Raw genomic sequence first — 21,916 nt, forward strand, 5'->3', positions numbered from 1 at the left:
CGTCTCGTTCGACAGCGGTTCCTCGTGGTGGCTGGACTGAGAGCGGAGTGTCTGACCCTCCCCCTTCAAAACCCTTATCGGGATTTCACCCGGACGTAGAACCATGGACGACGAAGCGGTACGCGACCGTCTCAGGGGCGTCGAGGACCCGGACCTCGGCGACGATATCGTCTCGCTCGGACTCGTCAACGCCGTCGAGGTGGACGAGGAGGCGGGCGTCGCCCGCATCTCGCTCGCCCTCGGCGCGCCGTACTCGCCGACCGAGAGCGAAATCGCCGCGGACGTTCGTGAGGCGCTCGCAGACACCGGTCTCGACGTGGAACTCACCGCCGCCGTCCCGTCCGACCTCTCGGCGGACGAGACAGTGTTGCCGGGCGTGAAGAACGTCATCGCCGTCGCCTCCGGCAAGGGCGGCGTCGGCAAGTCCACCGTCGCCGTCAACCTCGCGGCCGGACTCTCGCAGTTGGGCGCGAGGGTCGGCCTGTTCGACGCCGACGTGTACGGGCCGAACGTCCCCCGGATGGTCGCCGCCGACGAGGCGCCGCAGGCCACCGAATCCGAGAGCATCATCCCCCCGGAGCGGTACGGCGTGAAACTCATGTCGATGGCCTTCCTCGTCGGCGAGGACGACCCGGTCATCTGGCGCGGCCCGATGGTCCACAAGATTCTGACCCAACTCGTCGAGGACGTGGAGTGGGGCGAACTCGACTACATGGTGCTGGACTTACCGCCGGGGACGGGCGACACGCAGTTGACCATCCTCCAGACCCTCCCGCTTACGGGCGCGGTCATCGTCACGACGCCGCAGGACGTGGCCGTGGACGACGCCCGCAAGGGACTCCGCATGTTCGGCAAACACGACACCAACGTCCTCGGCATCGTCGAGAACATGTCCACGTTCGTCTGCCCGGACTGCGGGGGCGAACACGACATCTTCGGGACGGGCGGCGGCGAGGCGTTCGCCGCGGAGAACCAGATGCCGTTCCTCGGATCGCTTCCGTTGGACCCGGCGGTGCGAACCGGCGGCGACGGCGGCGAACCCGTCGTCTTAGACGACGACAGCGACACCGCGGACGCCTTCCGGCGGATGACCGAGAACGTCGCGGACATGGCCGGCGTCGTCCGCCGGCGCGAGGCCACGAGACGATGAGCGGAACGCACGACTCCGAGGAGGGCGAGCATCCGGAGGCGGATGACGCCCTCCCCGAGGAAGTCGCCGAGGAGGAACCCGACTGGGAGATGGCCCCCGACTCCGACGCCGAGTTCGAACCGGACGCGGAACGGCGCGCCGTCCTCCGCGAGGTGGCCGACGACGTGTACGGCGACACCTCCGAGAGCAAGCAGGTGGCGGCCATCCTCTACCGCGTCAGCGACCTGTACGACCCCGACGAGGACACCTCGCCCGAGGAGATTTACCTCAACGTCCGTCACATCATGGACATCAAAGAGCAGGGCGGCCTCCGGAAGGACTGACGCCTCCCCCCGCTTCACTTTCACCGCTCGTCCGACGCCCTCGGATGCTCCGTAGCGATTCTCCGACCGAAATTGTATCGTTTCGGGACTGAACCGCCGGATTTCACATTCACTACGCACTGCCGACGCGCATGCCGCGCCGGGCGGCCCGGAGAGGGACGCTTTTCCCCGTCGCGCCCCAGGGCCGAACGTGGACGCAGAACAGGACACGCTCGAAAATCCGTTCAACATGGACGCCGAGTGCACGAACTGCCCGGAACTCTGCGAGACTCGGACGTCTATCGCCCACGGGTACGGCGACGTGGGCGCGGAGTTCCTCTTCGTCGGGGAACACCCGAGCGAGGGGGCGGACCGCACGGGAATACCCTTCACCGGCGACGCGGAGGGCGAGAGGCTCCAAGGAGTCCTCGGGGAGTTGGGCTTCTCGCGTTCCCCGCCGGACGCCGATGAACCCGACCTCCAGAACGTCTTTCTGACGTACCTGACGCGGTGTCGGCACCCGGAACGCCCGCCGACCGACGAGGAGATACGGACGTGCGAACCGTACCTCAACGCCGAGGTGCGGATGATAAACCCCGAGATTATCGTCCCCGTCGGGCAACGCGCCCTCGAAGCGCTTGCCATCGACTACACGACGCGCCGCCCCGACAGTTTCGACGTCGACGAGGAACACGCGACGACCATCCGGGGCCGGGGCTTCGAACTCGTGCCGATGGTCGGACTCGACAGACAGACCGACGACCAGACCGACGAGTTCGTCGAACACCTCGTGGAGAACGTCTTCTCGCGGGACTACCGGCAGACGAAGGGTCGCCGCGGTCGGTAACGTCAGTTCCGCATTCGATTGCGGAGGCGGAGTCCGCCGGTGCCGGTCAAGAGAATCCCTCCGAGGACCGTCAGGTACCATCCGACTGCGGGGACGAACGTGGCGTCGAACCCGACGAGGGGAGAGAACGTCCGCAGGTAGAACGCGCAGAGAAACATCGCCGTACCTCCCGAAAGAAACGTGATGGCGGACTGCAACCGCGTTCGCGGGCGGAAAGCGAGTGCGAAGAGGGCGAGACTCGTCGCGCCGAGTACGACGAAGTCCCAACTTTCGATTCCGGTACCCATACCGGGGTAGTGTACCGTCGGGATCTCGGCGTCGGGCGGAAGCGCGGGGTTCGTTCCCAACCACCGGAGGTACGCACCTACTGCGACGAGCGTCGTTCCCACGAGTATCGGGAGGGCGTTTCGGACGGCGTGATGGGGCATTTCCGCTCGTTCAGCGAAGCATCGGTAAATCCCTTCTGTAAGCCCGCGCCGCGGTAGGTCGGTGACTGCGGTCGAAAATCAGTCGGGGACGAGGCTCACTCCGCCGACTTCTCGTCGCCCATCTCGTCGGTCGAATCGGTCGTTCCACCGGACGAATCGGTCGTTTCGTCCGGAGAGTCGGTCATCTCGTCGGACTCCTCCGCCGCCGACGATTGGACCTCGTCCATATCGACGGGGGTGTTCAACTTCTCCTCGTCTATGGCGGTGTTGAGCGTCTCCTTGTCGGTCACCGCACCGAGGCCCCTCTCGTCCACCGCGCTCTTTATCTTCCCCGCGTCGATGGCCGACGCGACGTTCTCGTCCTTCGAGTTCGTGGAGGACTTCAACGCCCGTCGCACGGCCACGTACCCGGCGAGTGCCGCCCCGCCCGACGCCACCGCCCCGGGGATGCCGTACCGTTTGTAGCCGAACTTCACCGCTTTCTTCCCTATCGTGTACGCGCCGAACATGACTCACGGTTCGTCCGTAAGACGCAAGAGGCTGGTTGCCCCCGAAGTCTACTGTCTTCGTCGCCTACCTCTTCCGGAGTGCGTGCTCTCCCGGTGGATGACCGACCGCTCGAAGTCTAGGGCGACGGAACCGTCGCGGCTCTCAGTCCACGCTGTCGGTGACGCGGATGTCGACTCCGCCGTCGCTCCAGAGGCTCACGGTGACGTTCGTGAGGTGAATCCGGACGCTCACGTCGACGCCGGACGTATCTTTGAACAGCATGTCGATGGCGTCGGGGTGGATGTGGTCGTAGAGGGGGAACTCGTCGTCCTGAAACGACGCGTTCTCGTGCGCTTGGACGGCTTCGAGTACGGCCTCGCTGAGCGAGATATCCTCGTTCTCGGGGTAGTACCGTCGGCGTTCGGGGTGGTCGTCCATGCTGCGTCTTCCCTAGGGTTCATCGCTCCACCGCCAAATTCTTCTCGGCAGATGAGATGAGCCTTCTACGGCACCGTTCGTGCTACGACCGCCAGTACGGCGTCTCCGTGCGTCGGGCCTTTCGGGTCGCGTACAGTCCGAGCGCACAGACGCCCCCGAGGACGGCGGCGGCGACGGCCAGCGTCGAACTGTCGGGCGCGCCGAGGAGTAGCGTGGCGACGGCCCCGACGCCGAGGACGGCGACGGCCGCCACGGAGACGACGGCGACGAGTCGCAGGGCGACCCCGCCGGATGTCGCGTCGCGGTTGGACATACGGTGCCTTGGCCCCGGGGAGACTTGAAGCGGCGGCTTGAAGGGCGCGCCACACCGAGGGGCGGGTATGACAGTCGTCGCCGTTCTCGCGGACCCCCCGCGGCCGGGCCTCGTCCTGCCGGAACTCGCAGAGACGAGTCCGCTGACCGAGGCCGAGGCCGCCGAACTCTACGCCGCGTTGCTGAAGGACACGATGAGCGCCGTCGAACGCTCCGGCGGCGACCTGCTGGTGAACTACCGCCCCGAGGACCTCCTGCCCGAGGCACACGCGGGGACGGGCGACTCCGACGCCGAGGCGGAGGTTCGAGCGCTCGCCGCCGACGCGCTCGAAGACCCGACCGCCGTCCGGTACGAGGTGCAGGTCGGGTCCTCCTTCTCAGCGCGCGCGGGCAACACGGCGACGCACCTCCTCCGCGAGGAGGGCGTTCAGTCCGTCGCCATCGTCCGCGGCACCGCCCCGTTCCTCTTCCGTTCGACCGTCGACTCCGCGGCGATGAAACTGCGGAGCAACTCGGTCGTCCTCGGTCCGTCGCCGCGCGGTCGGACGTACTACGCGGGGTTCTCCGAACCCGTGGACTACGCCGAGGCGTTCCGGACGCCCGAACTGGAGACGTTGGTCGCCCGCGCGAACGACGCCGGCTTGGACGCGGGGTTCATGGAGATGCAACCGTCGGTCGAACGCGGCGAGGACCTCCTGTCGGTCGTCCCGATGGTCCGCGCCCGGTGGCAGGCGAGTCGCATCGTCCCCGCCCACACCGCGGAGTTCGTCGTCGAACGCGGCCTCCGCGTCGTCGAGGAGGACGGCGCCCCGACGCTCGTCGCGGAGTGAGTCGGGCGCGCGCCGCCGAGTCCGGGACGCGTCCGTCGGTCCTCTAGGCCGACTAACGCGTCCGTTCGGGGGCCACATCGACTTTCCGCGTTCCTTCCGAACGTCCCGTATGGTCAGCTTCGGCGGCGCAAAACGGACGGGGAAACACATCGCGTCGGACTTCTCGAACAAGAACGTGACGTTCATGGCGGCGGGCATCGCCTACAACGCGTTCGTCTCGCTCGTCCCGATGTTGCTCCTCTTGCTCCTGATAGTCTCGACGTTCGGCGGCGGTCTGGAGGAGCGACTCGTCACGCTCGCACAGACATCGCTTCCGGGTCCCATCGCGGACGTCATCACCAGCGTGTTCAGCGGCGGGTCGAGCGCCGCCGGCGCGTCGGCCATCGGGCTGGTCGTGCTCGTGTGGGGGACGCTGAAGATATTCCGCGGCCTCGACACCGCCTTCTCGGAGATTTACGAGACCGAGGGGCAGAACTCCATCGTGGACCAACTGAAGGACGGACTCGTCGTCCTCGTGGCCCTCCTCGTCGCCATCGTGGCGACGGCGGGAGCGAGCATCGCCTTCGCCTGGCTCTCGGATCAGATTCCGTACATCGGCGTCCTGACACCGTTAGTGCTCGTCGGCGGACTGCTCATCGCGTTCCTCCCGATGTACGTCCGCTTCCCCGACGCGAACCTCGGGTGGAAGGAAGCCCTCCCCGGCGCGGCGTTCGCGGCGGTCGGATGGGCGGCGCTGCAGGCGCTGTTTCAGGTGTACCTCTCGTTCAAAGGCGGCGGGTCGGAGGGCTTCTTCGGCGGCGTCATCGTCGTCGTCACGTGGCTGTACTTCTCGGGGATGGTCCTGCTCCTCGGCGCGGTGATAAACTCCGTGCTCACCGGGCAGTCGTCGGGGCGCGCCGGCGGCGTCGGCACGGGTGCGTCCGGGTACCGAACGCGGCGCGAGGAGGAGCTCGACCCCGACGAGTTCGCCCGGTACCTCACCGAACTCCGGGAGGACGTGACCGGCCACTACGAGGAGATGCGGCCGACAATCGGCGGCGAGGACGACGAGCGACGCCCCCGCCCGCGCGGCGAAGTGAAGCTGATAGAGCAGTCCAAGCGCGACGGCGACGACGAGGAGTGGTCCGTCGCGTTCCGTTGGCGGAGCCCGGCCGACGGGTCGGACCGGGAACGGACGCCCGCGCCCGCGGACGACTGAGGAAGTCGCCGTGACAGTCCGACCGAAGACGGGGGAGGAGGGCCTCGAAGAGAGGTATCGGGGACCACCTATCCCGATCGGATTTCCGTCGTGCGATATCCGCAGAACGAACCCGGTCAGTACGGCTCGAAAGAAAAGACGTCCGATATCACCGTTTCAGACACCGCTTATGGAACTTCCTCGACGCGCGTCTCGCACGTTGAGCAGGTGTCTTTGTCGATGGCGACGTACACCGACTCGCAGTCCGGACAGCGAAACAACGATACCGCTGACTCCTCTTGCGGTGCTTCCGGGGTACTTCCCGGGGTCGCTCGTTCCCCGGGGCCTCCGAACCATCCGCCGACCGAGTCCACCCACTTGGAGATGGCCTTCACGGTCACTCACCGCCCGGTACCGTCGGCCGGAGGTGCGCCCGAAGCTCGTCCGTTCGGTCCCCGAGCGTCACAGTTCGATCCTCGGCGTCGTACTCGACGAACTCCGAATCGGCCATCTTCGGGAGGTGGTTGTGCACGAGGGAGATTTCGACGGCGTCCCTCTCGCCACCCCGACGGTCGAGGTCGGTGAGGGAAGCCTCCCACTCGACGAGTTCCGTCGCCAACGTTTCGACGGGTACCGGCATCTCGACGGTCAGTAGGTTATCGAGCACGAACCGGCGTCGCGGGTTGGACAGGACGTCGAAGAGTTCGTCCTGATGGTCGCCGCCCGCATCGAACTCCGATAGGTCCCTGTCTGAGAGCTCAGTAGTCACGTCTAACCGGAGTGCCCTCGTCCGGATAACTGTTATTCTGCGTATATATTGAATGTTGCTAAAATAGCAGTCCGTGGTGCTCAGATCAGGTTTACCACAGTCTTCTGTGCGGCGACTCGCATTTTCGAACCTCGAAGAGGCGCTTTCCACAGGGGCGGATCGGGGGTGGGTGTTCACTCGCCCTCGTCGTCGCCCTGCCCGTCGTCGTAGGGGTCGGTGAAGAAGAAGTGGTTGAACGGTTGTACTCGTCGCTGACGGAGGAGTTCCGAACTCTCTATCGAGAGTCCGATTTCGTGCATCGCGTCGGTCATGCGGACGGTGTCAGACGTGTTGACTCCGACGGCTTCGACGAACAGGTTCCGCCGGCCGGTCAACGTCTCTCGAACGTCCACGACGCCCCGGATGTTGAGTACCTGTTCGACCATCTCCGACCGGTCCGTCGGCGGTGCCGAGCAGACGAAGAGTATCTGAAGGGGGAGATTCGCCTTCTCGTAGTCGATTTTCGGGTGGTAGCCTTCGATGATTCCGTCGGATTCGAGTTCGTTGATTCGATTCCGAACGGTGCTGGCGGAGACGTCCACCTTGTCGGCGATCTCCTGGGCCGTCCGATTCCGGGCGTCGAGTTGGAGTTCGTGCAGGATACCCCTATCCACGTTGTCAAGTTCGACCATGCCGGAGTCATCGACTGCCACGCTAATAGAGCCTCGCCGTAAACCGTATCAGGCCGTATCGTCGGTTCAGCGGCGGATTCTCCGCTCGATCCGGTACCTCACTCGCTCGTCGGGGTACTCCCGCGTCGGGGATGAGAACGACACCTTCAACTTTTTCGGGCTTAGACATGAGTACACACCTCGACGGTGGCGATTCCTCGACTTTCGAGGCCGTCCAATCGTGCCTCGATGGTCCGAGCGGTCGTCACCGGTGTCGTGGTTTGAAGCCGCGAAATCGCATGACAGTGCCGAGGTGCGAACATATCAACCCGGTGGGATGGCGGAGTGGACTAACGCGCCTGCCTTGAAAGCAGGTGGCCTTCGGCCTCCTGGGTTCAAATCCCAGTCCCACCGCATTCTAACGCGAACTATCCAGCGATCACCTCGTGTGCTCGCCTCCCCGTGAGCGTCTGACTGCTTGTACGACTGGATTCGACGCAGGGAGCGACGCGGTCCGAGAGGGCCGCGCTTCGCGTGACACTCTCCCGCAGATGCGTAACGGCTTTGAGTTGGCCTTCCAACAGGGAGGTATGGACTGGCCACACGACCCGGACGGCGAAGCGGGGTCAGAGGGAATGCGGAAGTTCGGCCACGCGATAATCGCGAAGAAGATAGACGAAGAGGAGGACTTCCCCCTCTCGCGTGACGAGTTCGTCGCCGAGTACGGCGACGACCCCATTCGCATCGACTACGAACGAGTCGTCCCGATGCGCGAAATCTTCGACCACGTCGAGGAGGAGGAGTTCGACGACTTCGTGGAGTTCCATCAGGCGCTGGGCCGCGCGATGCGACGCGAGGGGTACTGGTTCTACGAGGGTTCCGAGGCGTTCGTCTGAAGCGCGACGGGCGCGCGACCCTCGACTGCGTCGCCGAACCGCCGTGAGCGACGGGTGTCGGCGGACGACGCTCGCGCCGCGTCTGCGGTACGGACGCTCACTCTTCGTCGAGGGAGACGCGGTCCGCAATCTCCCTCTCGGGCGACGTGCGCTCCCAGTTGCGGGGAGCGTCGCCGCCGACTTCGGCCTGCACCTTCTCCTCTAGGAGGTTGACGGCGACGCTGTTTGCCCCCTCGGGGATGATGAGGTCGGCGTGCTTCTTCGAGGGTTCGATGAACTGTTCGTGCATCGGTTTGACCGTCGAGAGGTACTGGTCGATGACGCCCTCCAGATCGCGGCCCCTGTCGATGACGTCGCGTTGGATGCGCCGGAGGATGCGGACGTCGGCGTCCGTCTCGACGTACAGGCGGAGGTCGAGCATCTCGTTTATCTCCTCGTCGTAGAGCGCGAGGATGCCTTCGAGGATGACGACGTCCGTCGGTTCGACCCGAACCGTCTCGTCTCTCCGGTTGTGTATCTCGAAGTCGTACTGCGGCATCTCTATCGCTCTGCCTTCGAGGAGCGTCGATAACTGCTCGCGGAGCAGTTCCCACTCGAACGCCGAGGGGTGGTCGTAGTTGACCGACTCGCGTTCTCGGACGTCGAGGTGGCTCTGGTCCTCGTAGTAGTTGTCGAGCGGAATTCGCGTGACCGACTCACCGACGTTCTCGGTGATGAGTCGCGCCACCGTCGTCTTCCCCGCACCGGTCCCGCCGGCGATACCGATGACGAACGAGGGGATGGTCATCGGTGGAGAACGCGCGGCGAGCGGTTTGAACGTGGTGGTTCGCCGCCCGTCCGAGGCGTGCGGACACGCGACCCGGGGACGAAATGATAACGTATAGTCATTTTGGCCGGATGCCCACTATTCCCTCCGAGAAGGGTAGAATCGCCCGATCTAGGTACATCAAGGGGTAATTTTATAAACGGGTAATGCCTTTGCGTGCCACATGGCACGTGATATCGTACGACGAGATTTCCTGAAACGAGTCGGCGCGGCGGGCGCCGTGGGAGCAGCGGGGCTATCGGGCTGTATCGGAAGCCCGGGCGGAAGCGGCGGTGGCGGCGGTGGCGGCGGTAGCGGCGACGGCCCGAACGGCCTCGTCGTCATCGGCTACCCCGAGAGTGGTATCCAACTGTTCCGCGACTATTACAGCGCGAGCGACGGAGACGAGAAGATTCTGGTCCCCGACGGGCTTCGCGACGGCGCGATGCCCGGTCAGGTCGGCAACGACATGGCGAACGTCACGGGTACCGCACCCGCAGCGGGCGGCCCGAAGCAGGAGGCGTTCACCTCGATGTTCGAAGAGGAGTACGGAAGTGCGCCGGGCGTGTTCACGGCGCAGTCGTACGACTCGGTCGCAATCCTGTTGCTGGCGAACGCCGCCGCGGGGGAGAACAGCGGTTCGAAACTGAAAGAACAGATGCGGCGTATCGCCAACCCCGGCGGGATGGAAGTCGGTCCGGACAACTTCGTCGAGGGGATGGAGGCGGCCGCGAACGGCGAAGATATCAACTATCAGGGCGCATCCTCGTCGACCAACTTCGACCAGAACGGCGACCCGGCGTCTGCGGCGTACTCCATCTGGAAGTTCGCTCCGGACGAGAACAGCACGAAGACCGTCGAGACGCAGAACTTCGAAGGCGAGAACCCCGAAGGCAAGGGCCCGTCCGCCGACAGCGGACCCGGCGGCTCCGACCGCCAACTCTCCGTCGGCATCCTCCTGCCCGAAACGGGTGACCTCGCATCCGTGGGCCAGCCGATGATTCGGGCCGCGCAGTTGCCGGTCAAGCAGGTTAACGACGCGAATCCCGCGGGCCTCTCCGCGAACGCCAAAATCGAGGACACGCAGACGTCGCCCGACGCCGGCATCTCGGCGGCGCAGTCGCTCGTGAGCGCCGGCGTCCCGGGCGTCTGTGGGTCGGCGTCCTCCGGCGTGAACGTCCCCGTCTCACAGGAGGCGTTCATCCCGAACGAAGTCGTGGGCTGTTCGCCGTCCTCGACGGCGCTGTCGGTGTCGAACCTCGACGACAACGACTACATCTTCCGGACGGCGCCGTCGGACTTCCTGCAGGGCCGCGTCATGGCGCAGGTCATGTCCGAACGCCTCGGAGCGAGTTCCGTCTCGACGCTGTACGTCAACAACGACTACGGCCAGCAACTCTCGGAACGCTTCGCCAGCGTGTTCAAAGACCAGTTCGACGGCGAGGTGTACCACCAAGTCGCGTTCAACATCGGCGAGTCCTCCTACTCGTCGGTCATCGAGAAGGCCCTGTCGCCGCCGGAGAACTGAGCGGCGAATCGAATCCGATCTTCTTTCGACGTACCGCACCCAGCGACGGCTACGTCCGAGTTTTCGACCTCACTCGACATCGGGTGCGAGACGAACGGAGGCGCGGAACCGACCGAGAAAGAGCGAACGCGACGGACGCGCTTACCCGCCGAGGAAGTCCCTGCGGACCCGTTCGTCGCCGAGCAACGCGTCGCCGGTATCGACGTAGCGGTTCCGCCCGTTCGCGAGGACGTAGCCGCGGTCACAGCGCCGAAGCGCCTCCTTCGCGTTCTGCTCGACCATCAGGATGGCCGTACCGTCGTCGTTGATGGCGTCGATGCGGTCGAACATGTCGTCCACCAGGTCGGGTGCGAGGCCCGCCGACGGTTCGTCGAGCAAGAGCAGGTCGGGTTGGAGCATCAACGCGCGCCCCATCGCCAGCATCTGCTGTTGCCCGCCGGACATCGTGCCCGCCTTCTGGTCGCTCCGTTCTTCGAGGATGGGGAAGCGGTCGTACACCGCCCGCACGGCGTCCCGCGGCACCTCGTCGAGGATGTACGCGCCCATCTCCAAGTTCTCCTCGACCGTCAGCGAGGAGAACACGTTGTCGTTCTGCGGGACGTAGCCGATTCCCTTGTGGATGATGTCCTCCGGTTCGAGGCCGGTGACGTCCTCGCCGTCGAACGTGACCGTCCCGCCCATGTGGGTGGTGAGTCCGAAGACGGACTTCATCATCGTCGATTTGCCCGCGCCGTTCGGACCGACGATGGTGACGTACTCGCCGTCGTAGACGTCCATGTCCACGTCGGTGAGAATCTGTAAGTCGCCGTAGCCGGCGTCCAGGTTTCGGACTTCGAGGAGGGCTTCCTCCTCCCGCGGCGTCGCCTCCGTCTCGACGGCGACGTCGTCTGCGCTCATACGTCCCCTCCGAGGTACGCCTCGATGACGTCTTCGTTCGCTTTGACCGCCTCGGGGTCGCCCTCCGTGAGGACGCGCCCCTGGTGGAGGACGATGACGTGTTCGCAGTTCTCCATGATGAGGTCCATGTCGTGTTCGACCAGGAGGAAGGTGTAGCCCCGTTCGCGGAGTTCGTGGATGTGGTCGAGGAGTCGCCGTTCCAACGTCGGATTGACCCCCGCGAACGGTTCGTCCAAGAGCAGCATGTCCGGGTCCGTCAGCAACGCGCGCGCCATCTCCAGCAGTTTGCGCTGCCCGCCGGAGAGGTTCTCCGCGTACTCCTCGGCGATGTGGTCGATGTCGAAGAAGTCCAACACCTTCCAGACGCGTTCGAGGAGCTCTTCCTCCTGTTCGATCACGTCGTCGCGCACGCCGGGCGTGACCGACCGCCACAGTTTCTCGCCCCGTTGGGCCTTCGGCGCGAGCATCATGTTCTCCAAGACGGTCATCTCGCCGAGTTCGCGGGCGATTTGGAACGTCCGGACCATCCCGCGGTTCGCTATCCGGTGCGGTTCGAGTCCCGTCACGTTCTCGCCGTTGAACGTGACCGTTCCCGAGTCGGGCTTCAGCATGCCCGTGATGAGGTTGAACGTCGTGGACTTGCCCGCGCCGTTCGGGCCGATGAGGCCGGTGAGGGTCCCGCGTTCGACCTCGAAGGACGCGCCGTCCACGGCGGTGATGCCGCCGAAGGACTTCCGCAGACCTTCGACTTTCAGCGGGTACTCGGTCGTGACGTCCGGGCCGGTTCCGAGGTCGAGGGACGCCGACCCGGTCGCCGCCGCGGCGTCGTCGGGGTCGGCTTCGCGCCCGCGTTCGGTCTCACTCATCGCTCTCACCCCCATCCGATACGGCCGTCCGAGACGTCTTCGGCCTGCTGAGCGGGATGCTCGCGGCCGTCTCCTTGCGGTGGCCCATGAGGCCTTCGGGGCGGTTGTGCATCAGCCAGATGAGGACGAGACCCATGATGACGAGTTGGAGCTGTCGGATGCTGTCGATGGTGTAGAGGACGAACGGAAGCGGGTCGAGGTTCGAGGCGAGGGGTGCGACCGCCGGCCCAAACCCGTTCGGCGCGTTCGACGCCGGGAGCACCATCTCGACGAGGTTCTTGAAGTAGCGCGGCCCCTGATAGAGGACGGCCGCGAATATCGCGCCGCCGAGGACGCTGCCGGTGTTCGACCCCGCGCCGCCGATGATGAGCGCTATCCAGACGAAGAACGTCACGCGCGGGCGGAAGAAGTTCGGCGTCACCGCGCCCTGCGTCATCAGCCAGAAGATGCCGGCCAACCCCATCAGGGCGCACCCGAGCATGAACGACTTGATTTTGAACTGGTCGGTGTCCTTCCCGAGGGAGTTCGCCACGTCCTCGTCCTCGCGGATGGCCTTGAGGACGCGGCCGAACGGCGACTCCCCGGTCCGCTTCAGGAGCCAGTAGTACCCCGCGACCATCGCCAAGAGCACCGCGCCGTAGACGAGTCCGTCCACGACCGGTTTCGGGTTATTCAGGCCGAGCGCGGTTCCGAACGCGCCGACGAAGCCGAGGTACGCGTCCCACAGGCCGAAGAACGAGAAGAACGCCCGGATCGGGCCGGTGTAGTTCAGGATGAGCCCCGACCCGCCCCCGAAGCCGACGCGGTTGCCGAACAGTTGGAACTGCTGGAACTCGCCGGAGAGAAACGAGAAGCGGACGATTTCCGACATGGCGATGGTGACTATCGCGAGGTAGTCCGCGCGCAACCGAAGCGCCGGTAAGGCGACCACCAACCCGAGAAGCGCGGCGGCGAGCATGCCGGCGAGGACGCCGACGATAAGCGGTAGGCCGAGTCCGCCCACCTGCGCCGCGCCGCCGCCCTCGTACACCGGCTTCGAGACGAGAGCCATCACGTAGACGCCGACGGCCATGAAGCCGACGATGCCGATGTTGAACTGCCCGGTGTACCCCCAGTGGAGGTTCAACGCGAGGCTCAGCATGGCGAACACGCCGACGTAGAACGTCAGCACGGCGATGGTGTTGAGTTGGCCGCGGAGCGAGTAACCGAGAGCCACCCCCACGGCGACGTACGCGGCGTAGACGACCGCCAGCGACGCGAGGATGAGGCCCGCGTCGCCGCCGGGCACCCGGTCGGTGAAGTCCGCTCGGACGCTCATGCCGTCGACCTCCCGCTAAAGAGACCTTCGGGCTTCACGAGCAGGATGAGGATCATCACGACGAACGCCGCCGCCCGGGCGAAGGCGGAGGGTATCCAGATGACCGACAGCGACGCCGTGAGACCGATGACGAGTCCGCCGGTGATGGCCCCGTAGACGGAGCCGATGCCGCCGAGGATGACCGCGGCGAAGATGAGAAGCAAGAGTAACCAGCCGTCGTTGAAGCCGAGCGTCCCCTTCCAGAGGATGAACGTGTAGCCCGCGACGCCGGTGAGGGCACCGCCGATAATCCACACCGAACGGACGACCCGTTCGGTCGGGATGCCGGTGACGCGCGCGAGGTCCTCGTTGTCGGACATCGCCCGCATCGCCTTCCCGAGTTTCGTCCGCTGGAGGAGCAGATGCACGGCGAGCATCAGTCCGCCCGCGACGACGGCCAGCGTCAGGTCGTGCATGTTGATCCTGACCGCGCCGTCCACGAAGTACAGCGAGAACGACGGCGGTTGAGCGGTCGTGCCCCGCACGTCGGACCCGAAGACGAACTGTATCAGGTAGCGGAGCGCGAACGCGACGCCGATACTGGTGATGAGAAGGGTGATTCCGTCCTCGTCTCGAATCGGTCGGAAGACGGTTCGGTCGACGAACAACGAGAGCGCGACGGTGAAAACGCCCGCCACGAGCAGTCCGAGAACGATGGCCAGCGGCGTAGAGACGATGCCGATGTCGAGTGTTCCGCCGTAGACGGACCCCCCGGCCCCGACGAGGAGGAGTGCGCCGACGTCGGCGCGTCCGAGTCCGGCGACGAGGTACGTCGTCGCCCACCCGGAGAACGCCCCGGCGGTGATGTAGTCGCCGTGAGCGAAGTTCGCGAAGTTCAGGATGCTGTACGTCATCGACAGTCCGATACCCGCCAGACCGATAACCAGTCCGCGCATCACCCCGTCCCAGACGAGAGACCCCACGTCGCTGAATGCGGTTCGGCCAGTCGCCAGGCCGACAAGTAGGTCCAGCGCCAACAGAACGGCGACGAACCCCACTGCGAGGGCGAACGGGCGGTCCACCGCGAACCGGCGTCCGCGCGAGTATGTTTCAGCAATCCCCATTGATAACTATCCTCACGCTATGTGCGAACGTGATTGAGTGATAAGTCTTTCTTCACACGTTGGAAATTCGCGGTAAAATGTGACAGCAGCGAGCGAGGAACGCGGAAATCGCCGCACTCGCGGGCGGCAACAGGGAGTAGTTCTATCGCACCCGCGCACCAACCGGGGACCGATGAGGGAAGCCGACGAGGGGTCCGCGCCGAGCTCCGCAGTCGTCGACCGGCCGTCGATGGAGGAGGTAGACGCCGTCGCCGACATGTGGGTGGACCTCGCCGCGAGTCAGCGGGCGTACCGGTCGCACATCCGCGGCCCGGAGAACAGAGGGACGATTCGGGACGCGATGGCGCGGCACGTCGTCACCGACGGCCTGCGGGTCGCCCGAATCGACGACGAGATAGTCGGCTTCGTCATGTTCGGCCTCGAACGCGGCGAGTACGTGCAGGACGTGACCCGCGGCGTCGTCCGAAACATCTACGTCGAACCGTCGGCGCGGAACCGCGGCGTCGGGTCGAAGCTGCTCTCGACAGCAGAGCGGGAACTCCGCGACGCGGACGCCGACGCGATAACGCTGGACGTGATGGCCGGAAACGAGGAGGCGCGGCGCTTCTACGAACAGCACGGTTACAGCCCCCACCGCGTAGAAATCGAGAAACGGGTCGAAAGCGATACACACTCAAAGGAGGACTGACTATTCGGAGTCGCGCCAGGGGAGCATGGGCGGTTCATGCACTCGACTTGTAATCGAGACTTCGCGGGTTCGAATCCCGCCCCTGGCTCTTCTGTCCGAGCGACAGCGAGGACGAAACGTCAGACGCGGATTCGTGACCCGACGAGACGTGCCTCGCTCGTCTCCTCGCACCTTCGCTTCGGACGGAACCTTCTCGACCGGTGTGCCGCCTCCGTAGCCTGCGCGACGCCCTCGAAACGGGATTCGCCGAACGAGGTCGCCTTCGATGCGTTCGCACGCGTCGGCGAGCAGTTGCTCGCAGAGAGCAGTATACTAGTGGTACCACCTATCGCTTTAGTCCGCCGGTTTATGTGCGTGCATCGAAACGACACGGGAGACGGAAGATGGACGAGACTGACGTCTCCGAGGACACCCTCGTAGCGTACTTTACCGTCCTCGGCCGCGAGCGTCGCAGGGCCATCGTGAAAGTGGTCGCGGAGGAGGACCGTCCGCTGGACCTCGTTCTTCTCGCGGGGTGGATCGCCGGAACGGAGGACGTCGAACGGGTGAAGAAAGAACTGCACCACCTTCATCTCCCGGAGTTGGACGCGGCGGGACTGGTCGACTACTCCTCGGAGGAGCCCTCATCAGACCGACGGACGGAACGTCGGTGGCTTACAGCCTCCTAGAGTGCTTCTCGTGAAGTCGCGGCGTGTACGCCCACGCAGACCGGGAGGACGTCTCTCCGAACACCGTGCGCAACAGCGTTCCGAATCGAGCCCTCACACCCCCCAGAACGCGACGATTCCGACCACCGTCACCACCGAGAGGAGGAGTTGAAGCGGCAGGCCGACGCGGAGGTAGTCGGTGAACTTGTAGCCGCCGGGACCGAAGACGAAGAGGTTCGTCTGATAGCCGATGGGCGAGAGGAACGCCGTCGAGGCGGCGAACGTCACCGCGAGGACGAACGCGAACGGGTTCGCGCCGATGCGGGCGGCCACGTCGGCGGCGACGGGAATCATGAGGACGACGCTCGCGTTGTTCGAGATGAGTTCCGTGATGAGTCCGGTGGCGAGGTAGAACGTCCAGAGGACGCCGATTATCGGAAGGAACCCCGCGGTGGACGCGACGAGAGCGCCGACGAACGCCGCGCCGCCGGTCTGTTCGAGAGCGATGCCGAGGGGGATGACGCCCGCCAAGAGGAAGATGACGTTCCAATCGACGGCGTCGTACAGTTCGTTCGGCTGGAGGACGCCGAGAGCCACCATGGCGACGACGCCCGCGAGTGCGGCGATGACGATGGGTAGAATCTCGGCCGCCGCGAGGACGACGACGGCGAGGACGACGGCGACGGCGTGCGGAATCTTCTCCGTCTCGTACTGGGGGTCCTCGGCTTCGAGCGCGAGGATGAAGTCGCGGTTGCGCGAGAGGCGGTCCACGCTGTCCGGTAGCGCCTGCACGAGGAGCGTGTCGCCGGGTCTGATGGTCGTCTCCTCCAGCCGTTCGTGGACGAGTTCTCCCCGCGTGCGGAAGGCGAGCACCGTCGCGTCGTACCGCTCCGCGAAGGAGGAACTGCTGAGCGTCTCGCCGACGAGCGCCGACCGCGAGGGGATGACGACCTCGAACAGCGTCGATTCGCCGCTCGCGGTGTCGAAGTCGACGGCCGTGGGCGTTTCGGCCAGAGAGAGGCCGTCCATCGACATGAGGCGGCGGAGCGTGTCGCGGTCGGTGCGGAGGCGGAGGCGGTCGCCCGACCGAATCGTCTTCCGGGCGAGGGGGTCGCCGAACCACCGGCCGCCGCGGACGAGTTGCAGGACGTCGGCGTCGGCGAGGGTCTCCTCGGTCGCTTCGGCGACGGTGCGGCCCGCGACCGGAGCGTCCTCGCCGACGACGACGGCGACGAGGTAGTCCGCCACCTCGTACTCCTCGATGTAGCTCTCCTCGGGCGGGACGCGTTCCGGGAGGAGTCGGTGGCCGACCGTCACGAGGTACGTTCCGCCGACGAGGAGGACGATGGCTCCGAGGCCCGTGAACTCGAACATCGAGAACTCGTGCAGTCGGGGGTACTGCGCGGAGAGTCGCCCGGCCACGTCGCTGGCGAGGATGTTCGTCGAGGTGCCGATGAGCGTGAGCATCCCGCCGAGTTGGGAGGCGAACGAGAGGGGGATGAGCAGTTTCGACGGGGACGTTCGGCCGCCGTGCGCGATGTCGGAGACGACGGGGACGAGCATCGCCACCACGGGCGTGTTGTTGATGAACCCGGAGGGGACGCTCCCCACGGCGACGGTGGCGAGGACCTGCCGAAACCGGTCGCTCCCGGCGAAACCGGAGAGTCGCCGACCGAGTCGCTGGACCGCACCCGACCGGGAGACGCCGGCGCTGAGGATGAGCATCGCGAGGACGGTGATGGTCGCCTCGTTGGAGAACCCCGAGAGTCCCTCCTCCACGGAGATTCGGGTCCACGGCTCCAACACGACGAGCGAGACCAACACGAGAATCGCGGTAACGTCAACAGGGAGCAGTTCCGTCGTGAAGAGCACCAACGCCCCGAGGACGACGGCGAACACCACCACCGTGCCGACGGTCACGTCCGGCGTCGGTTGGAGGGGGAAAACCGCGGTCAGAAACACACAGAGTGGACGCCGCCCGGACGCAACAGCGTTATTGCGAATTTCGCTGACGGTAGCGAAACGCGACTGAAACGGGACGGAAACGCGACGATTCCGGCCGCGGGTCAGCGGTTCGAGTGGTCCCTGTCCCGCGGGGCCAGAAGGATGAGCGCGCCCGGAATCGAGAGCGCCATCAGTTTCATCGGGTTCTGCCGGATGTCGAAGTTCGGGTCGAGCGGTTCGCTCTGGAGGTCCGTGATGCGGAGACAGGAGTAGTAGACGACCACGTGCGTGATGACGTACGCGAAGACGCACGGGACGATGATGGGGTAGCGCACGCCGAACTGGCCGGCCAGCACGTCGAACAGTATCGCGGTGACCGAAGAGACGGCGACGAAGTCGCCGATTTGGAGGGTGACGCCGGTGAAGGCGGTCACCACGCTATCGACGAGAGAAGTCGTGTACGGTGTGTAGACGAACGCCGTCACGACGCTCAGTCCTACGAGACAAGCGCCGGCGACGAGGCCTACTATCGGATACACGTACTCCATTCTCACAGTGTCGAACTATTCGACAGAATATAGTGTTTCCTCTCTGCTATCAGAACTGAATTTCGGGCTCATTCGTCAGGGTCGCTCATCGTCGACTGCGTCTCAGAACAGTTCGCCGGGGCCGTACAGTCCACTACCGTCACCTGAGTCTCCCTTCTGACCGATCAGGTAGCCGTCGTCGGACCATCCGTTTCTGGTGCCGTTCGCGCCGTCCGTCTCGTTCGTCTCGGTCGTCTGAGTCGCCTCGGTCGTCTCGGTCGTCTGAGTCGCCTCGGTCGTCTCGGTCGTCTGAGTCGCCTCGGTCGTCTTGGTCGTCTGATTCACCTCAGTCGCCTCGGTCGTTTGAATCGCCTCAGTCGCCTCGGTCGTCTGATTCACTTCAGTCACCTCGGTCGTCTGAGCCGCCTCAGTCACCTCGGTCGTCTGATTCACTTCAATCGTCTCGGTCGTCTGAGTCGCCTCGGTCGTCTGGTTCACCTCAGTCGTCTCGGTTGTACCGTTCGTTTTGATCGTCTCGGTCGGCCGGCCGGGTACGCTGTGGTTTCCTCGGCGGCTATGGTTAGCGGGTGTCTCGCCTGATAAATCCGGCGCCTCGACCGTCAGGTTGTCGCTGTCGTTTTCGCCGTCGAACCGGCCGGGAACGGCGTCGGTACTCGAACCGCGGTCGGATTCGTTCGTTGAGGGCTGTCCGCGTTCACCCGAACGGCCGGGCGCGCCGTCATGACCGTTACGGTTACCGTTGCCGGTTCGCTGCTCCTTCTTGTCTTCGTCGTCCGCGAGTCCGTTACCGACGTTCGATCCGGCGACGCGCTTTGCGATGTCGGACACCTCGTCCCCGGAGAGGTTGCGCGCCTCGGTTCGCAGTCGTTCGACCTCCTCGGAGCCGATGCCGTTCGCCCGCTTCACGTCCGCGGGCAGTTCCTGCGCCGCGTCGGACGACCGGTTCAGGAGGCGCTGAAGCGACCGTATCTCCGCAGTCAGTCGGGCCGCCTGCGCCTGGTACCGTCCCCGCGAGAGGTTCCCCGCCTCGCGGGCCTCGCGGAGTTCGCTCCGCCGTTCTCGAAGCGTCTCGAGACGCTCTCGGCTCTCGTTCAACTGGTCTGCGACGACGCGAGCCTTCGAGTCGTTGCTCGCCGCACTCGCCACGCGGTGGTCGAACGACCGAGAGTCGAGTTCGCCGTCGATTTCAGCCCGCTGGACGGCGAGGATGCCCGCGAGTTGCTCGCCGGGCGCGATGCCGTCGGACCCGTTCTCGCCCGCCGAGTCGTTCGCCGTCGTCATCTCGTTCGCGCCGGTGTCTGTCATCGCGTTCCCCGTCTCCGTCGTCTCCGTCGTCGTCGCACTCGTCTGCGTCGAAGTCGCTTGGGTTCCGGCGGCGGCGACGCCGGCCGGAACGGTTGCGACGACGACGAGTACGGCCACGAGGAGCGCAGTCACTCGCCTCATCTCGTCTCTCCGTACTAGCCGGACGGACATATACACCGACTATCTTCGTCCGGATTTAGCCCCAATCAAGCGGAGTTGAAGGTCGCCGCCGTCGCGCGATTTCCGGGTGTTAAAATCAGGCTGTTGACGTAAACAGTCGAAAGGTTTTTACCTGGGCCCGGGGCCGGCGTCCTCGTCGTCCGCCTCGTCGCCGTCGTCGTCCGGCAACACGAGGACGTTCTCGCGGCCGAGTCGGAACGCGTCGAGCGTCCCCTCGTCTCGCATCTTCCGGACGACTTGGCTCGTCTTGGCGTCGGTCCAATCCAACGTCTGTGCGACCTCCTGCTGTTTCAGCCGACCGTCCTCGTGTTCGATGAGCGCCAGCACGCACTCCTCGTTGCTCAGCAGTTCGTCCTCCCACGGCATCTGTCTCTCGTCGCTCCCGCCCTCGTCGCCTTCGGAGGCGTCGTCGCTCTCGCGGGCGCCCCCGTCGTCCTCGTCGGACGAATCGTCCGCCGCGGGGGGAACGTCGGCGTCGGTACCGGCGCGTCCGCCGACGGCCCCGCCGTCGTCCGTCGCGCCGCCGGGCGTCGCGCGCGTGCGCGAACTATCCGCTTCGGCACCGTCCTCGCGTCGGCGATACAGCATCCACCCGCCCCCGGCGACGACGCCGACGACGAGGAGCGCGAATCCGCCGATGACGGCGATATCGTTCCCGGAGGACGCGCCGTCGCCGCCGCCGGTCGGCGTCTCCGAGGGCGACGGGGACCCGGCCGACGGCGACTCGGCGAGGAGAAGCGTCGGTTCGCCCGGGCCGAAGTCGAGGGGACCGTTCCAGGCGACGGTCCGCGTCCGCCGGTCGTTCGGGTTGGGCGACACCGACTCGACTTCGTACCCCTCGGGCCACGTCATGAGCAGCGACGTTTCGCCGTCGAGGAAGAAGCCCGCGAGGGCGTCGCCCGCCCGAATGCGTCCGTCCTCGACAGCGGCGAAGTTCGTCCACGTGAACGAGTACGTGATGATGCCGTACTCCTGCGGCAGTTGCTGTCGGGACGTGGAGACGCTGACGTTCCCGACGCTCATCTGTCGCCCGGTGGCGTTCTCGGCCGTCGCAGCGGTCGCCTCCATCCGCGACCGGAACTCCGAGACGTAGGCCGATTCGTTCGCTCGGATGTCGCGTTGGACGGATTCGAACGCCTCGGTCTTGTTCTCCTCGTCCAGTCGGACTCGGTACTCGACTTCCCACTCCGCGGTGCCGTCGGGTTGGAGGGCGACGCGGAGGGAGACGTCGTCGGGGGCTATCTGCGTCCCCGCGATGGTCGCCGTCGATTGGGCGGACGCGGGGTTCGGGACGCCGCCGAAGACGAGGGCGACGGCGAGGAGAACGACGAGAGCGCGCGTCGTTCGTGATTCGGGACGAGTCATTTCGGCGGAAATCGAACGGGGGGGAACAAACCACTTCCGCAACGGAACGACCGGCGACCGAGAGAGGGAGGAGAACGGACGATAAGGGGTCGAGAGTGTCACACCAGCGACAAGATGTCCGACGAACCGAAGAGGCGCCTGCGTCGTCTCGCGTCCGTCTAACACGCCCGCAGAATCGCTCATCGGCGCTCTCGGCTGAGACTCGGCGCCGTCTATTGAAAGCGGGGCGAAGTTTTATAGCAAACAGGTATAAGAGATTAGACGTCCCATGCCCGAGTGTCAGAACTGTGGTTCGTTCGTGACGCCCGCTTACGCGCGCGTTTTCGCCCCGACGAACATGGACGACCCCCGCGTCTGTCCGTACTGCGACGATATGGTTAGAGACGGTGCGGACGTGAGAAAGGCCCGTTCTCCGCGAAACTCCTGACGCACTC

The 21,916-nt window shown here is 65.4% G+C and carries 25 protein-coding genes and 2 tRNA genes; 12 read left to right on the forward strand and 15 right to left on the reverse strand.

Going from position 1 to position 21,916, the window contains the following annotated elements:
- Positions 1-103 precede the first annotated feature (103 nt).
- The 3 genes from ACFQEV_RS07175 to ACFQEV_RS07185 all read left to right on the forward strand — a co-directional run bounded on the left by ACFQEV_RS07175 (position 104) and on the right by ACFQEV_RS07185 (position 2,299).
- The gene (locus tag ACFQEV_RS07175) at positions 104-1,150 is read left to right on the forward strand and encodes an Mrp/NBP35 family ATP-binding protein (protein ID WP_379694158.1); all 1,047 of its coding nucleotides are present in this window, start codon (positions 104-106) and stop codon (positions 1,148-1,150) included.
- The gene (locus ACFQEV_RS07180) at positions 1,147-1,473 is read left to right on the forward strand and encodes a hypothetical protein (protein WP_379694161.1); all 327 of its coding nucleotides are present in this window, start codon (positions 1,147-1,149) and stop codon (positions 1,471-1,473) included. The genes ACFQEV_RS07175 and ACFQEV_RS07180 overlap by 4 nt, the downstream gene beginning before the upstream one ends.
- 229 nt (positions 1,474-1,702) lie before the next feature.
- The gene (locus ACFQEV_RS07185) at positions 1,703-2,299 is read left to right on the forward strand and encodes a uracil-DNA glycosylase (RefSeq protein WP_379694575.1); all 597 of its coding nucleotides are present in this window, start codon (positions 1,703-1,705) and stop codon (positions 2,297-2,299) included.
- A gap of 2 nt (positions 2,300-2,301) precedes the next feature.
- Here the strand turns inward: ACFQEV_RS07185 and ACFQEV_RS07190 are convergent, their stop codons facing one another.
- The 4 genes from ACFQEV_RS07190 to ACFQEV_RS07205 all read right to left on the reverse strand — a co-directional run bounded on the left by ACFQEV_RS07190 (position 2,302) and on the right by ACFQEV_RS07205 (position 3,967).
- Positions 2,302-2,727: a hypothetical protein gene (locus ACFQEV_RS07190; protein WP_379694164.1), complete on the reverse strand. Its 426-nt coding sequence runs from the start codon at positions 2,725-2,727 to the stop codon at positions 2,302-2,304.
- Positions 2,728-2,822: 95 nt separating this feature from the next.
- On the reverse strand, positions 2,823-3,236 hold the full coding sequence (locus ACFQEV_RS07195) for a hypothetical protein (protein ID WP_379694166.1): 414 nt from the start codon (positions 3,234-3,236) through the stop codon (positions 2,823-2,825).
- 142 nt (positions 3,237-3,378) lie between these two features.
- Entirely contained in the window at positions 3,379-3,654 is a 276-nt protein-coding gene (locus ACFQEV_RS07200; RefSeq protein ID WP_379694169.1) for a HalOD1 output domain-containing protein, read from the reverse strand.
- 82 nt (positions 3,655-3,736) lie between these two features.
- Positions 3,737-3,967: a hypothetical protein gene (locus ACFQEV_RS07205; protein ID WP_379694172.1), complete on the reverse strand. Its 231-nt coding sequence runs from the start codon at positions 3,965-3,967 to the stop codon at positions 3,737-3,739.
- Between the two features lie 67 nt (positions 3,968-4,034).
- Here ACFQEV_RS07205 and ACFQEV_RS07210 point away from each other — a divergent pair, with 67 nt between their 5' ends.
- Positions 4,035-4,796 carry a hypothetical protein gene (locus tag ACFQEV_RS07210; RefSeq protein WP_379694173.1) on the forward strand — a complete coding sequence of 254 codons (762 nt, stop codon included), beginning with the start codon at positions 4,035-4,037 and terminating at the stop codon, positions 4,794-4,796.
- Between the two features lie 109 nt (positions 4,797-4,905).
- A complete protein-coding gene (locus ACFQEV_RS07215; protein WP_379694176.1) occupies positions 4,906-5,994 on the forward strand; it encodes a YihY/virulence factor BrkB family protein in 1,089 nt (362 codons plus the stop codon).
- A gap of 376 nt (positions 5,995-6,370) precedes the next feature.
- Here the strand turns inward: ACFQEV_RS07215 and ACFQEV_RS07220 are convergent, their stop codons facing one another.
- Positions 6,371-6,742, reverse strand: coding sequence for a DUF7344 domain-containing protein (locus ACFQEV_RS07220; protein ID WP_379694178.1), 372 nt, complete (start codon positions 6,740-6,742; stop codon positions 6,371-6,373).
- A 173-nt stretch (positions 6,743-6,915) separates the two neighbouring features.
- A complete protein-coding gene (locus ACFQEV_RS07225) occupies positions 6,916-7,434 on the reverse strand; it encodes an Lrp/AsnC family transcriptional regulator (RefSeq protein WP_379694181.1) in 519 nt (172 codons plus the stop codon).
- Positions 7,435-7,723: 289 nt separating this feature from the next.
- Between ACFQEV_RS07225 and ACFQEV_RS07230 the strand changes: the two genes are divergently transcribed.
- A tRNA-Ser gene (locus ACFQEV_RS07230) sits at positions 7,724-7,806 on the forward strand.
- Between the two features lie 176 nt (positions 7,807-7,982).
- Positions 7,983-8,288, forward strand: coding sequence for a DUF5785 family protein (locus tag ACFQEV_RS07235; RefSeq protein ID WP_092533898.1), 306 nt, complete (start codon positions 7,983-7,985; stop codon positions 8,286-8,288).
- Between the two features lie 97 nt (positions 8,289-8,385).
- Here the strand turns inward: ACFQEV_RS07235 and udk are convergent, their stop codons facing one another.
- Positions 8,386-9,075 (reverse strand): uridine kinase, encoded by a 690-nt coding sequence (udk, locus tag ACFQEV_RS07240; protein WP_379694184.1) that lies wholly within the window; start codon positions 9,073-9,075, stop codon positions 8,386-8,388.
- A gap of 202 nt (positions 9,076-9,277) precedes the next feature.
- Here udk and ACFQEV_RS07245 point away from each other — a divergent pair, with 202 nt between their 5' ends.
- A complete protein-coding gene (locus ACFQEV_RS07245; protein ID WP_379694187.1) occupies positions 9,278-10,621 on the forward strand; it encodes an ABC transporter substrate-binding protein in 1,344 nt (447 codons plus the stop codon).
- Between the two features lie 141 nt (positions 10,622-10,762).
- Here ACFQEV_RS07245 and ACFQEV_RS07250 read toward each other — a convergent pair whose 3' ends face one another.
- From ACFQEV_RS07250 to ACFQEV_RS07265, 4 genes are read right to left on the reverse strand one after another with little or no spacing between them, the layout of a single operon-like run.
- Positions 10,763-11,518, reverse strand: a complete 756-nt coding sequence (locus tag ACFQEV_RS07250; RefSeq protein WP_379694189.1) for an ABC transporter ATP-binding protein — start codon at positions 11,516-11,518, stop codon at positions 10,763-10,765.
- Entirely contained in the window at positions 11,515-12,384 is an 870-nt protein-coding gene (locus ACFQEV_RS07255) for an ABC transporter ATP-binding protein (protein ID WP_379694192.1), read from the reverse strand. The genes ACFQEV_RS07250 and ACFQEV_RS07255 overlap by 4 nt, the downstream gene beginning before the upstream one ends.
- Positions 12,377-13,702 (reverse strand): branched-chain amino acid ABC transporter permease, encoded by a 1,326-nt coding sequence (locus ACFQEV_RS07260; protein ID WP_379694195.1) that lies wholly within the window; start codon positions 13,700-13,702, stop codon positions 12,377-12,379. The genes ACFQEV_RS07255 and ACFQEV_RS07260 overlap by 8 nt, the downstream gene beginning before the upstream one ends.
- On the reverse strand, positions 13,699-14,637 hold the full coding sequence (locus ACFQEV_RS07265) for a branched-chain amino acid ABC transporter permease (protein ID WP_379694577.1): 939 nt from the start codon (positions 14,635-14,637) through the stop codon (positions 13,699-13,701). Before ACFQEV_RS07265 ends, ACFQEV_RS07260 begins: the two co-directional genes overlap by 4 nt.
- A gap of 340 nt (positions 14,638-14,977) precedes the next feature.
- On the opposite strand from ACFQEV_RS07265, the gene ACFQEV_RS07270 reads away from it, so the two are divergent.
- From ACFQEV_RS07270 to ACFQEV_RS07280, 3 genes are all read left to right on the forward strand, one after another.
- Complete coding sequence (locus ACFQEV_RS07270) at positions 14,978-15,493, forward strand: GNAT family N-acetyltransferase (RefSeq protein WP_379694198.1); 516 nt, start codon at positions 14,978-14,980, stop codon at positions 15,491-15,493.
- A 14-nt stretch (positions 15,494-15,507) separates the two neighbouring features.
- Positions 15,508-15,581, forward strand: a tRNA-Thr gene (locus tag ACFQEV_RS07275).
- A gap of 295 nt (positions 15,582-15,876) precedes the next feature.
- On the forward strand, positions 15,877-16,161 hold the full coding sequence (locus ACFQEV_RS07280; protein ID WP_379694201.1) for a DUF7344 domain-containing protein: 285 nt from the start codon (positions 15,877-15,879) through the stop codon (positions 16,159-16,161).
- Positions 16,162-16,254: 93 nt separating this feature from the next.
- Here ACFQEV_RS07280 and ACFQEV_RS07285 read toward each other — a convergent pair whose 3' ends face one another.
- The 4 genes from ACFQEV_RS07285 to ACFQEV_RS07300 all read right to left on the reverse strand — a co-directional run bounded on the left by ACFQEV_RS07285 (position 16,255) and on the right by ACFQEV_RS07300 (position 21,482).
- Complete coding sequence (locus ACFQEV_RS07285) at positions 16,255-18,102, reverse strand: SLC13 family permease (RefSeq protein ID WP_379694203.1); 1,848 nt, start codon at positions 18,100-18,102, stop codon at positions 16,255-16,257.
- Between the two features lie 104 nt (positions 18,103-18,206).
- Entirely contained in the window at positions 18,207-18,632 is a 426-nt protein-coding gene (locus tag ACFQEV_RS07290) for a DUF8133 family membrane protein (protein WP_379694205.1), read from the reverse strand.
- Positions 18,633-18,734: 102 nt separating this feature from the next.
- Positions 18,735-20,078 (reverse strand): DUF7096 domain-containing protein, encoded by a 1,344-nt coding sequence (locus ACFQEV_RS07295; protein ID WP_379694207.1) that lies wholly within the window; start codon positions 20,076-20,078, stop codon positions 18,735-18,737.
- Between the two features lie 147 nt (positions 20,079-20,225).
- The gene (locus ACFQEV_RS07300) at positions 20,226-21,482 is read right to left on the reverse strand and encodes a helix-turn-helix transcriptional regulator (protein ID WP_379694209.1); all 1,257 of its coding nucleotides are present in this window, start codon (positions 21,480-21,482) and stop codon (positions 20,226-20,228) included.
- A 268-nt stretch (positions 21,483-21,750) separates the two neighbouring features.
- Here ACFQEV_RS07300 and ACFQEV_RS19895 point away from each other — a divergent pair, with 268 nt between their 5' ends.
- Complete coding sequence (locus ACFQEV_RS19895) at positions 21,751-21,909, forward strand: DUF7563 family protein (RefSeq protein ID WP_464391798.1); 159 nt, start codon at positions 21,751-21,753, stop codon at positions 21,907-21,909.
- The last annotated feature ends 7 nt before the right edge of the window (positions 21,910-21,916 follow it).

The sequence above is a fragment of the Halopelagius fulvigenes genome, assembly GCF_042662625.1.
Taxonomy (GTDB): domain Archaea; phylum Halobacteriota; class Halobacteria; order Halobacteriales; family Haloferacaceae; genus Halopelagius; species Halopelagius fulvigenes.